The sequence below is a fragment of the Nocardioides panacis genome (assembly GCF_019039255.1).
Taxonomy (GTDB): domain Bacteria; phylum Actinomycetota; class Actinomycetes; order Propionibacteriales; family Nocardioidaceae; genus Nocardioides_B; species Nocardioides_B panacis.
The window spans coordinates 3253310-3265297 of the sequence record NZ_CP077062.1 but is presented as its reverse complement, the minus strand read 5'-3'; the positions used below and the strand labels follow the sequence as shown (position 1 = coordinate 3265297).

9 protein-coding genes are annotated in these 11988 nt (G+C 72.5%); 8 read left to right on the top strand and 1 reads right to left on the bottom strand.

Annotation, left to right across the window (positions count from 1 at the left end; all coding sequences use genetic code 11):
- Positions 1–184 precede the first annotated feature (184 nt).
- Positions 185–1906, top strand: coding sequence for a family 16 glycosylhydrolase (locus KRR39_RS15945; protein WP_216938438.1), 1722 nt, complete (start codon positions 185–187; stop codon positions 1904–1906).
- 48 nt (positions 1907–1954) lie between these two features.
- Positions 1955–2740: a lysophospholipid acyltransferase family protein gene (locus KRR39_RS15940; RefSeq protein WP_216938436.1), complete on the top strand. Its 786-nt coding sequence runs from the start codon at positions 1955–1957 to the stop codon at positions 2738–2740.
- Here the strand turns inward: KRR39_RS15940 and KRR39_RS15935 are convergent.
- Positions 2737–3861 carry an acyltransferase family protein gene (locus KRR39_RS15935; RefSeq protein ID WP_216938435.1) on the bottom strand — a complete coding sequence of 375 codons (1125 nt, stop codon included), beginning with the start codon at positions 3859–3861 and terminating at the stop codon, positions 2737–2739. The two genes, KRR39_RS15940 and KRR39_RS15935, sit on opposite strands and share 4 nt — an antisense overlap.
- Before the next feature lie 108 nt (positions 3862–3969).
- Here KRR39_RS15935 and KRR39_RS15930 point away from each other — a divergent pair, with 108 nt between their 5' ends.
- The 6 genes from KRR39_RS15930 to fusA all read left to right on the top strand — a co-directional run bounded on the left by KRR39_RS15930 (position 3970) and on the right by fusA (position 11981).
- On the top strand, positions 3970–4458 hold the full coding sequence (locus KRR39_RS15930; protein ID WP_216938433.1) for an NUDIX hydrolase: 489 nt from the start codon (positions 3970–3972) through the stop codon (positions 4456–4458).
- A 9-nt stretch (positions 4459–4467) separates the two neighbouring features.
- Positions 4468–5751, top strand: coding sequence for a hydroxyacid-oxoacid transhydrogenase (locus KRR39_RS15925; RefSeq protein ID WP_216938431.1), 1284 nt, complete (start codon positions 4468–4470; stop codon positions 5749–5751).
- Positions 5748–8573: an FAD-binding and (Fe-S)-binding domain-containing protein gene (locus tag KRR39_RS15920; protein ID WP_254185184.1), complete on the top strand. Its 2826-nt coding sequence runs from the start codon at positions 5748–5750 to the stop codon at positions 8571–8573. The genes KRR39_RS15925 and KRR39_RS15920 overlap by 4 nt, the downstream gene beginning before the upstream one ends.
- A gap of 342 nt (positions 8574–8915) precedes the next feature.
- On the top strand, positions 8916–9290 hold the full coding sequence (gene rpsL / locus KRR39_RS15915) for a 30S ribosomal protein S12 (protein WP_216938427.1): 375 nt from the start codon (positions 8916–8918) through the stop codon (positions 9288–9290).
- The gene (gene rpsG / locus KRR39_RS15910) at positions 9290–9760 is read left to right on the top strand and encodes a 30S ribosomal protein S7 (RefSeq protein WP_216938425.1); all 471 of its coding nucleotides are present in this window, start codon (positions 9290–9292) and stop codon (positions 9758–9760) included. The genes rpsL and rpsG overlap by 1 nt, the downstream gene beginning before the upstream one ends.
- Before the next feature lie 109 nt (positions 9761–9869).
- Positions 9870–11981: an elongation factor G gene (gene fusA, locus KRR39_RS15905; RefSeq protein ID WP_254185183.1), complete on the top strand. Its 2112-nt coding sequence runs from the start codon at positions 9870–9872 to the stop codon at positions 11979–11981.
- Positions 11982–11988: the final 7 nt, after the last annotated feature.

Genomic DNA, 11988 nt, shown 5'->3' with positions numbered 1-11988 from the left:
TCCCTGCTCCATGCGGGTCATTTCGGTCCGCCGCCCTCCCGCCGGGACCCCCGGAGTCCTTAGGCTGCGCGGCAGGAGGTCACCATGAAACTGCCCGCCCTGCTGCTCGCCGTCCTCGGAGTCGTGGTCAGCGCCGGTTGCGGCAGCGTGCCGGTGGCCGCGCCCCCGGAGCCGGTCCGGGGGGGTGTCCGCCTCCGTGCGGGCGGCGACCGCGGCGCAGCCCAACTACGCGCCCAGCGGGCAGCGGATGCCGCTCTACAAGAAGGGCTGGCGCCGGGTGTTCGCCGAGGACTTCCGCCAGCCGGTGGCCCGTGGCGCGTTCCCCGGCACCGTCTACGGCGCGAGCTGGCGGGTCTACCCGGACGGCTGGAAGGACACCACCAAGCTGGGGACCTACGCACCCAGCCAGGTGCTCTCGGTGCACGGCGGGCTCCTCGACTACTACCTGCACAGCTCCGGGGGCCAGCACCTGGTCGCCGCCGCCCTGCCCCTGTCGGAGGTGGGCTCCTACGGCCGCTACGCCGTCCGGTTCCGGGCCGACCGTCGGATGCACGGCTACAAGACGGCCTGGCTGCTGTGGCCGGACTCCAAGAAGTGGCCCGAGGGCGGCGAGATCGACTGGCCCGAGGGAAACCTGGACGGCACCTCCTTCACGGCCTTCAACCACTTCGCGCGACCCGCGGGCGGGCAGGCCGGCTTCAACGCCCCCGGTCGCTACCAGCGCTGGCACACGGCCGTGACCGAGTGGCGGCCGGGCCAAGTGGACTTCTTCCTGGACGGCAAGCGGATCGGCAGGAGCCGCAAGTGGGTCCCGCGCGAGCCGATGCACTGGGTGCTGCAGACCGAGACGTCGACCGACGGCAGCATCCCGGCGGACTCGACCCGCGGGCACCTGTACGTCGACTGGGCGGTCGCCTGGCGCAGGGCGAAGGACCCGGTCGGGCCCCGGGCGGTCTCCCCGACGCCGATCACCCCGCCGCCCGCCGCGAGGGACACCACACCGGACCCGTCCCGGTCGTCCCCGCGCGGCACCACGGGCGACATCGTGCTGGCTGCCGTGGGCGACGCCAGCCCGCCGTCGTCCACGACCAGCTCGAACACCGGTCGGGTGGCCGCCTCGATCCGCCGGGCCGCACCCCGGGCGGTGGCGTTCCTCGGCGACTTCCAGTACGAGCACGGCACCTGCTCCACGCTGGTGCGGTCCTTCGACGCCGCGGGCTGGGGTGCGCTGATGCCCAAGATGATCGCGACCGCGGGCCCGACGCACGACTGGGCGGCCCTCGGCGACACCAGCGCCTACGCCCGGCACCTGGCCGGCACCTGCCCGGGGCAGACCTCCGGGAAGTCGCTCGCGGACCGGGCCACCGGGCGGCGGCTCGGGCCCGGCTCCAGCTACGAGGTCGACCTCGGCACGTGGCGGGTCTACTCGGTCTCCTCCGGCCTGTGGCGCTACTCCCCGGCCCGGGCCGCCCGGGTGACCCGCTGGTTGGCCGGGGCGCTGGCCCGGGGGAAGGCCGCCGGTGACCACCCCCTGGTGATCTGGCACGAGCCCTACTGGACCTCGTCGACCCAGGAGCACACGGCGGACACGGCGCTGCGTCCGTGGATCCAGGTGCTGGACAGCTACGACGTGCCGCTGCTCCTGTCCGGCCACCAGCACGGCTACGAACGCTTCGCGCCGCAGGACGCCGGCGGGACCCTGGACGCCGCGACCGGCACCCAGCAGTTCGTCGTGGGCACCGGCGGCATCGGGTTCTACCCCTGGGAGTCGACGGCGCAGAACTCGCTCACCCGGGAGAGCCGGACGTTCGGCTGGCTGCGGCTGGTGCTGCATCCCGACGGCAGCTACGACTGGCGGTTCGTGCGCACCGGCGGCGCGCGCTACTACGACAGCGGCCGCCGCTGACGCGCGCGCCCGACCGAGCCGACCGGCAGTCGGCTGCGAACATCAGGCGTGCGACGTGGACAGTGGACCTACCGGACGGTCATCGGCGTGGCCCGGGGCGTCTTCCGGGCGCTCGACCTGCGCATCGACGTCGAGGGGGACGAGCACGTCCCGCGCACCGGGCCGGTGGTGCTCGCCAGCAACCACGTCAGCTTCCTGGACTTCATGCTGGTCGGCCTCGCGGCGCGCGGCAGCCGCCGCGACGTACGCTTCCTGGCCCGGCACGACCTGTTCGCCCACCCCGTCGCCGGACCGTTCCTGCGCCGCATGCGGCACGTGCCGGTGGACCGGGCCGCGCCGGCCGCGGCGTACCTCCGGTCCCGGACGCTGCTCCGGCGGGGCGAGGCGGTCGGGATCTTCCCGGAGGCCGGGGTCAGCACCTCGTTCACCGTCCGCTCGCTGATGCCCGGGCCGGTGGCGCTGGCCCGTGAGCTCGGCGTCCCGATCGTGCCGATGGCGATCTGGGGACCGCAGCGGATCCTCACCGCCCACCGTCCGGTCGACCTGCGGCGCGGTCGGCCGGTCTCGCTGCTCGTCGGGCCGCCCCTGTACGTCGACCCCGCGACCGACCTGCGCCGGGGGACCGAGCTGCTCGGGGCGACCGTGCAGGCCCTGCTCGACGACCTGCAGTCCCGCCCGGTGCACCAGCCACGGCCGGGGGAGCCCGCACCCTGGCACCCGGCCCACCTCGGGGGCGGCGCACCGCCGGTGGACGCCGCCCGGGCCGAGGAGTCGGTGCCGCGCAGCGCGGTGCCGCCGTCCTGGCGGCCGCTCGACGTGCTCCGGGCCGGCTAGCTCAGCCGGGTCGGGTCGCGGTGCGTGAGCGCCAGCCGGTCGAGGGTCTCGGTGCGGTGGTGCTCCGGCTCCAGCACGCCCGGGGTGTCGGCGGTCAGCGTGGTGATCGGGTCGACCAGGACGTTGAGCCGCCGGCTGACCGGGGTGGCGGCGAGCAGCAGGCTCACGCCCACGGCGGCGGCCGTGACCGCCAGGAACGCGGTCACCGGGTCCTTCTCGGACAGGGCGCCCACCCCGGCGTACTCCGCGCCCTTGACGACGAAGCCGTGGCAGAGGTAGACCACCAGGCTCGCGGAGCCCAGGGAGGTGAACCAGCGCTGCGAGCGGGGCATCAGGGACAGCGCGGACAGCGCCAGGGTGCCGGCCACCACCAGCAGGCCCAGCCGGACCGCGGCGCCGACCCAGAACGACACCTCGAGATCGGGGTAGCCGGTGCGCCAGTAGAGCCACTCCTTGCTGAAGTGCCCGGCGGCGACCGTGGCCACCGCGAAGGCCACCGCCATCAGCACCGCGGCGACCACCCGCACCCGCGGGCGGGCCAGCCAGTCGAACTGCGCGCGGGTCATCACCAGGCCGGCCACGAAGAACGGCAGCAGCCCGAAGGTGCGGGGGAGGTCGAGGGCCGGGACGGTGTTCAGCCCGCCGACCAGGCAGACCGCCACGGCGACGGCCATCGCGACCGGCGGCCGCAGCCGGGTGAGCAGGGGAGTGGCCAGCCGCCACAGGAACAGCACGGTGAGGTACCACAACGGCCAGTGCGGGCTGACGTAGAGGACGCCGAAGTTCTCGTGGCCCACGACCGTGCGGAACAGTGCCAGCAGCGTCTCGAAGACGAGGTACGGCACGACCACCGTCGTGGCCAGCTTGTGCAGGTTGCGCCGGGTGAAGGTGAAGCTGCGCGACAGGTAGCCGGTGACCAGCACGAAGGCCGGCACGTGGAAGGAGTACAGGAACACGTAGACCGGCGAGGAGGTCGAGACGTCCGGCAGCAGGGTCCAGGAGTGCCCGACCACGACCAGCGTGACCAGCAGCATCTTGGCGTTGTCGAAGAACGGGTCGCGCGAGGACCCGCGGGCCCGTCGGGCCTCGGGCGGTGCGGCGGGGGCGTGCAACGTGCTCATCGGCTCTCGCGGGGTCGGGGACCGGGTCTGCCTCCAGTGTCCCCCGGTCGGGGCTCGCCGAAACGGTCGGCCGACGGCTGGGACCGCCCGCCTCCTAGACTCGCGGGCATGTCCGATCCCACCTCTCCCGACGGCCTTCCCCCGCAGCGTCAGCGGATCGCGGCGTACGCCGTGCTGGTGCGCGGGTCGGGCAGCGGCGAGGAGGTGCTGCTCACCCGGATGTCGTCGCGCACCCGCATCGAGGGCCGGTGGACGCTGCCGGGCGGGGGCATCGACCACGGCGAGGACCCGCGGGACGCGCTGCGCCGCGAGGTGCTCGAGGAGACCGGCCTGCACGTCGAGCCCACCCGGGTGCTGGACGTGCACTCCACGCACTTCGTCGGCGCCCGCTCCGACGGGCTCGTCGAGGACTACCACGGCGTGCACCTGATCTTCGGCGCCCGCGTGCTGCGGCGGTCGGTGGGCGTCGAGCCATACGTCGTCGAGGTCGACGGGTCCACCGACCGGGCCGCCTGGGTGCCGCGGGAGGAGGCCCTGGGCCTCGACCTGCTCTCCGCAGCGCGATACGCCCTCACCGAGGTGGAACGCCCCGACTAGCCTTGCGCCATGGTCCAGTCCGGCAGCTCCGAGACCGTGTTCACCTATGGCGCCCCCCAGCTGAAGTTCGGCTCCGGCTCCTCCGACGAGATCGGCTTCGACCTCTCGACGTACGGCGTCCGGCGGGTGCTGGTGATCACCGACCCCGGCGTCGCGGCGACCGGGCACCCGCAGCGGATCACCGACCAGGTGAACGCCGCCGGCATCGAGGCGGTGCTCTTCGACCGGGCGCACGTCGAGCCCACCGACGAGAGCATGGTGGAGGCGGTCGAGTTCGCCCGGGACGGCGGTCCCTGGGACGCGTTCGTCGCGGTGGGCGGCGGGTCGGCGATCGACACGGCCAAGGCCGTCAACCTGCTGTGCACCAACCCCGGTGACCTGCTCGACTACGTGAACGCCCCGGTCGGCCGGGGCCGGGCGCCGGTGAACCGGCTCGCCCCGCTGGTCGCCGTGCCGACCACGACCGGCACCGGCAGCGAGAGCACCACGGTCTGCGTCCTCGACGTGCTCGAGCAGCAGGTGAAGAGCGGCATCAGCCACCCGCTGCTGCGCCCGACCCTGGCGGTGGTGGACCCCCGGCTCACGCTGTCCCAGCCGGCCGGGGTGACCGCCGCCTCGGGCATGGACATCCTCTGCCACGCGCTGGAGAGCTGGACCGCCCGGCCCTTCGACTCCTACGCGCGCAAGACCCCTGAGCAGCGGGTGCCCTACTGCGGCGCGAACCCGATCGCGGACATGTGGTCGGAGAAGGCGATGAGCCTGCTCGCCGGGTCGTTCCGGACCTCGGTGCACCACGGCGACGACGAGCACGCCCGCGAGCAGATGGCGCTGGCCGCGACGTTCGCCGGGATGGGCTTCGGCAACGCCGGGGTGCACATCCCGCACGCCAACGCCTACCCGATCGCGGGCCGGGTCCGGGACTTCCACCCGGCCGGCTACCCCGACGACGAGCCGATGGTGCCGCACGGCATGGCCGTCTCGCTGACCGCTCCCGAGGCGTTCCGGTTCACCTTCGAGGCCGCACCGGAGCGGCACGTGCGGGCCGCCGAGCTCCTCGCGCCCGGGGCCGAGCGCCCCGACGACCTGCGCGACTTCCTGCCCGGGGTGCTCGCCGACCTGATGCGCGACATCGACATCCCCAACGGCATCGGGGCGGTGGGGTACGCCGAGGCCGACGTCGACGACCTGGTCACCGGCACGCTGCAGCAGCAGCGGCTGCTCGCCACCGCGCCCCGCGAGGCCTCCGCGGACGACCTCGCCGGCATCCTGCGCCGCTCGATCGAGCTGTGGTGAGCGGCGACCTGGTCGCGGCACTGGCCCGGGAGGGCGTCCACGACGCCGACGACTCGACGCTGGCCCGCGCGCTGTACTCCACCGACGCCTCGCTCTACCGCGTCGTCCCGCAGGTCGTGGTGCGGCCGCGCTCGGTCGACGAGCTCGCCGCCACCGTCGCCGTCGCCCGGGACAGCGGCACCCCGCTGACCATGCGCGGCGCCGGTACGTCGATCGCCGGGAACGCCGTGGGCACCGGCATCGTGGTGGACACCACCCGGCACCTCAACCGGGTGCTCTCGATCGACCCGGAGGCCCGGACCGCCGTCGTCGAGCCGGGCGCCGTGCACGCGACGCTGCAGCGGGCCGCCACCGCGCACGGCCTGCGCTTCGGGCCGGACCCCTCGACCCACACCCGCTGCACGGTCGGCGGGATGATCGGCAACAACGCCTGCGGCTCGCGGGCCCTGGGCTACGGCCGGACCGTCGACAACGTGGTCGGGCTCGACGTGCTCACCGCCGACGGCGGACGGATCACCCCCGCGGACGGCCGCACCGCGCTGCACGACCGGCTCGACGCCCTGGTCGCCGACCACCTGGCGACGATCCGCACCGACTTCGGGCGGTTCACCCGCCAGGTGTCGGGCTACAGCCTGGAGCACCTGCTGCCCGAGAAGGGCCGCGACCTGTCCCGGTTCCTGGTCGGCACCGAGGGCACCCTCGGCGTCGTCGCCGGCGCCACGGTCCGGCTGGTCCTCGACGAGCCCTTCCGGGCGCTGGCCGTGCTCGGCTACCCCTCGATGTTCGAGGCCGCCGACGCCGTCCCGGCGCTGCTGCACCACCCCCTGGTCGCCTGCGAGGGCCTGGACTCCCGGATCGTCGACGTGGTGCGGACCGGCACCGGCAGCGTGCCCGACCTGCCGCGCGGCGCCGGCTGGCTGTTCGCCGAGGTGACCGGCTCCACCGCCGAGGAGGCGCACGCCGCCGCCTCCGCTGTGGCCGCGGACGCCGGCGCGGTCGACGTTCGCCTGGTCAGCGACGTGCGGGAGATGGCCGCGCTGTGGCGGATCCGGGAGGACGGCGCCGGGCTGGCCGCCCGCAGCCTGGACCGTCCGGCGCACTCCGGCTGGGAGGACGCCGCGGTGCCGCCGGAGCGGCTCGGCGACTACCTGCGCGGGTTCGACGCGCTGCTGCGCGACTCCGGCCTGGACGGCGTGCCCTACGGGCACTTCGGGGACGGCTGCGTGCACGTCCGGATCGACTTCCCGCTCACCGAGCGCGGAGGTCCGCGGGGCTTCCGGTCGTTCGTCGAGGCGGCCGCCGACCTGACCGCCGCGCACGGCGGCAGCCTGTCCGGGGAGCACGGCGACGGGCGGGCCCGCTCCGAGCTGCTGTCCCGGATGTACTCGCCGGAGGTGATCGACCTCTTCGGGGCGGTCAAGCACCTCTTCGACCCGGGCAACCTGCTGAACCCCGGCGTGCTGGTCGACCCGCGGCCGGTCGACGCCGACCTGCGGCTCGCCGCCCGGCTGCGCGAGCCCCGCCGGACCCTGCGGCTCGCCCACGACGGCGGGTCCGTCGTGGACGCCGTGCACCGCTGCACCGGCGTCGGCAAGTGCGTCGCGGACAACACCGGCGCCGGCGGGGTGATGTGCCCGTCCTACCTCGCGACCCGGGACGAGAAGGACTCCACGCGCGGCCGCTCGCGGGTGCTCCAGGAGATGATCAACGGCTCGCTGGTCACCGACGGGTGGAAGTCCGACGAGGTGCACGAGGCCCTCGACCTCTGCCTGTCCTGCAAGGGCTGCTCCTCGGACTGCCCCACGGGCATCGACATGGCGACGTACAAGGCGGAGGCGCTGCACCAGCGCTACCGCCGGCGGATCCGCCCGCGCAGCCACTACGCCCTGGGCCAGCTGCCCCGCTGGGCCCGGCTGGCCCAGCCGGTCGCACCGCTCGCGAACCGGGTGATGCGGATCGGCGCCGTGCAGCGGCTCGCCAAGGCGGCCGCCGGCATCGACCAGCGCCGCTCGGTCCCGGCGTTCGCCACCGAGCCGCTGCGCCGCTGGGCCCGCCGGACCTCGTACGCCGCCTCGCCGGGCCCGGACCACGACGTGGTGCTCTGGGCGGACTCGTTCACCGACGGGTTCGCCTCGGCCAGCGGACGGGCGGCCGTCGAGGTGCTGGAGGCGGCCGGCCTGCGGGTCGGCGTGGTCACCGAGCCGGCCTGCTGCGGGCTGACCTGGGTGAGCACCGGACAGCTCACCGCGGCGCGACGGATCATCGGGCACACGATCGACGTGCTGCACCCCTACGTCGCGGCCGGGATCCCGGTCGTGGGGCTCGAGCCGTCCTGCCTGGCCACGCTGCGCTCGGACGCCGTCGAGCTGACGGCCGACCCGCGGGCCGCCGAGGTCGCCGCCGGGGTGCGCTCGCTCGCCGAGGTGCTCGCCACGCTGCCCGGCTGGGTGCCCCCGGACCTGACCGGCACGACGGTCGTGGTGCAGCCGCACTGCCACCACGCCAGCGTCATCGGCTGGGACGCGGACGCCGCCCTGCTGGCCCGGACCGGCGCCACCGTCACCCGCGTCGGCGGCTGCTGCGGGCTGGCCGGCAACTTCGGCGTCGAGCAGGGCCACTACGAGGTATCGGTCGCGGTGGCCGAGCACGACCTGCTGCCGGCGGTCCGCGCCGCGGGCCAGGACGCGGTGGTGCTCGCCGACGGCTTCTCCTGCCGCACCCAGCTCGACGACCTCGCCGGCGTGCGCGCGCTGCACCTCGCCGAGCTGTTGGCCGCCCCCAGCGGGACCCTCGGTGCGGCTCGCGTTGGGGCCCCCGGCTAGGCTGGAGGCCTCAGGCACGGAGCCCGAGGACGCACCCCTACCGCATCCGCGGTCTGCTCGTTTTGACCGCGTTCCGGCGAGCCGGTAATCTTTTTCTTCGTGTCTGGGACACCCAGGCCCTGCGCGTGCTCGTGACCGTGATCGTGACGGGGCCGCGTAGCTGCACTCGCAGCGAACTTCACGAATGCTCCTCCGCCCAGCTGCACCGCGGAGGCCCGCACCGGGCGACACGCCCGACCGCGGGGTAGGCAGTCGGGGGAGTAGCGCGGGAGCAGCGCAGCAGGCCGGAAACCGATCCGGACACACAAGACAGCATCACCGAAGAGGAAAGAGAACCACGCGGTGCCCACCATCCAGCAGTTGGTCCGTAAGGGCCGCCAGGACAAGGTGTCGAAGTCCAAGACGCCCGCTCTGAAGGGTTCGCCCCAGCGACGCGGCGTGTGCACGCGTGTCTACACGACCACCCCGAAGAAGCCGAACTCCGCTCTGCGCAAGGTCGCCCGTGTGCGCCTGTCCAGCGGCATCGAGGTCACGGCGTACATCCCGGGCGTCGGCCACAACCTCCAGGAGCACTCGATCGTGCTCGTGCGTGGCGGTCGTGTGAAGGACCTTCCCGGTGTCCGGTACAAGATCATCCGCGGCACGCTCGACACCCAGGGCGTGAAGAACCGCAAGCAGGCTCGCAGCCGGTACGGCGCGAAGAAGGAGAAGAGCTAATGCCTCGTAAGGGCCCCGCCCCGAAGCGGCCGCTCGACGTCGACCCGGTCTACGGTTCGCAGGTCGTCACCCAGCTGGTCAGCAAGGTGCTCAAGGACGGCAAGAAGCAGACCGCCCAGCGCATCGTGTACGGCGCGCTCGAGGGCTGCCGCGAGAAGACCGGCACCGACCCCGTCGTCACGCTCAAGCGTGCGCTGGACAACGTGAAGCCGGCCCTCGAGGTCCGCAGCCGCCGCGTCGGTGGCGCCACCTACCAGGTGCCGGTCGAGGTCAAGGGCAACCGCTCGATGACCCTCGCCCTGCGCTGGCTGGTCAGCTACTCCGCCGCGCGTCGCGAGAAGACCATGGCCGAGCGTCTGATGAACGAGATCCTCGACGCCTCCAACGGACTCGGCGCCGCTGTCAAGCGTCGCGAGGACGTCCACAAGATGGCCGAAGCCAACAAGGCGTTCGCCCACTACCGCTGGTGACACCCGTCCGGTACGACGCGCAGTCGGCCGCCTCACCCGGCAGCCCTGCACGCCGTACCGGCTCCAGCGTGTTCGCAGCACCACCTAGCTAGAAGGGGATCACTGACAAGTGGCCGTCGACATCACCACCGACCTGACCAAGGTCCGCAACATCGGCATCATGGCGCACATCGACGCCGGCAAGACCACCACGACCGAGCGGATCCTCTTCTACACCGGCATCTCCTACAAGATCGGCGAGGTCCACGAGGGCGCGGCCGTCATGGACTGGATGGAGCAGGAGCAGGAGCGCGGCATCACCATCACGTCCGCCGCGACGACCTGCTGGTGGAAGAACCACCAGATCAACATCATCGACACCCCCGGGCACGTGGACTTCACCGCGGAGGTGGAGCGTTCGCTCCGCGTCCTCGACGGTGCGGTCGCGGTGTTCGACGGTGTCGCGGGCGTCGAGCCCCAGACGATGACCGTCTGGCGCCAGGCGAACAAGTACTCCGTCCCGCGGATGTGCTTCGTCAACAAGCTCGACCGCACCGGTGCGGACTTCTTCCGCTGCGTCGACATGATGATCGACCGCCTCAACTCCACCCCGCTGGTCCTGCAGATCCCGATCGGCGCCGAGGGCGACTTCCTCGGGGTCGTCGACCTGGTCGGCATGCGCGCGCTCACCTGGCGCGGCGAGACCAAGATGGGCGAGGACTACGACATCGAGGAGATCCCCGCCGCGCTGGCCGACCAGGCCGCCGAGTGGCGCGAGAAGTTCCTCGAGACGCTCGCCGAGGCCGACGACGCCGTCATGGAGAAGTACCTCGAGGGCGAGGAGCTCTCCGTCGAGGAGCTCGAGGCCGCGATCCGTCGCGCCACGCTGGCCGACAAGATCAACCCCGTCCTCTGCGGCACCGCGTTCAAGAACAAGGGCGTGCAGCCCCTGCTCGACGCGGTCGTGAAGTACCTGCCGTCGCCGCTCGACATCGACGGCATCCAGGGCCACGACGCCAAGGACGAGGAGAAGGTGATCGTCCGTCAGCCCAGCGACGACGAGCCGTTCTCCGGCCTCGCGTACAAGGTCGCCACCGACCCGCACCTCGGCAAGCTGATCTACGTCCGGGTGTACTCCGGCAAGCTCGTCGCCGGCTCGACCGTGCTGAACTCGGTCAACGGCCGCAAGGAGCGGATCGGCAAGGTCTACCAGATGCACGCGAACAAGCGTGAGGAGATCGCGTCGGTCGGCGCCGGCCAGATCGTGGCCGTGATGGGTCTGAAGGACACCAAGACCGGTCACACGCTGAGCGACCCGCAGAACCCGGTCGTCCTCGAGTCGATGACGTTCCCGGCCCCGGTGATCGAGGTCGCGATCGAGCCCAAGACCAAGGGCGACCAGGAGAAGCTCGGCGTCGCGATCCAGCGGCTCTCCGACGAGGACCCCACCTTCACGGTGAAGTCCGACATGGAGACCGGCCAGACGATCATCGCCGGCATGGGCGAGCTCCACCTGGAGATCCTCGTGGACCGGATGCGTCGCGAGTTCCGCGTCGAGGCGACCGTCGGCAAGCCGCAGGTGGCCTACCGCGAGACCATCCGCAAGGAGGTCAAGAACCACTCCTACACGCACAAGAAGCAGACCGGTGGTTCCGGCCAGTTCGCGAAGGTGGTCATCAGCCTCGGCCCGAACGTGGACCCGGAGACCGGCCTCGGCGCCGGCTACGAGTTCATCAACAACGTGTCCGGTGGTCGTATCCCGCGCGAGTACATCCCGTCGGTCGACCAGGGTGGCCAGGGCGCCATGGAGTTCGGCGTGCTCGCCGGCTACCCGATGGTCGACGTGAAGTTCACGCTCGAGGACGGCGCCTACCACGACGTCGACTCCTCCGAGCTGGCGTTCAAGCTCGCCGGCGGGCAGGCCTTCAAGGAGGCCGCTCGCATGGCCAAGCCCGTGCTGCTCGAGCCGATGTTCGCCGTGGAGGTGACCACCCCGGAGAGCTTCCTGGGTGACGTCATCGGCGACATCAACTCGCGCCGCGGACAGGTGTCCACGATGTTCGAGCGCTCGGGTGACCGGGTGGTCGAGGCGCTGGTACCGCTGTCAGAGATGTTCGGGTACGTTGGCGACCTGAGGTCCAAGACCTCCGGCCAGGCGTCGTACTCGATGGAGTTCGACTCGTACGCCGAGGTTCCGCAGAACGTCGCCGACGAGATCATCAAGAAGGTCCGCGGCGAGTAGTTCGTCG

Excerpts from the sequence above, each read along its gene's own strand:
- KRR39_RS15935 (WP_216938435.1), bottom strand. The coding sequence starts at position 3,861 with ATGAGCACGTTGCACGCCCCCGCCGCACCGCCCGAGGCCCGACGGGCC.
- KRR39_RS15930 (WP_216938433.1), top strand. The coding sequence starts at position 3,970 with ATGTCCGATCCCACCTCTCCCGACGGCCTTCCCCCGCAGCGTCAGCGG.
- KRR39_RS15925 (WP_216938431.1), top strand. The coding sequence starts at position 4,468 with ATGGTCCAGTCCGGCAGCTCCGAGACCGTGTTCACCTATGGCGCCCCC.
- rpsG (WP_216938425.1), top strand. The coding sequence starts at position 9,290 with ATGCCTCGTAAGGGCCCCGCCCCGAAGCGGCCGCTCGACGTCGACCCG.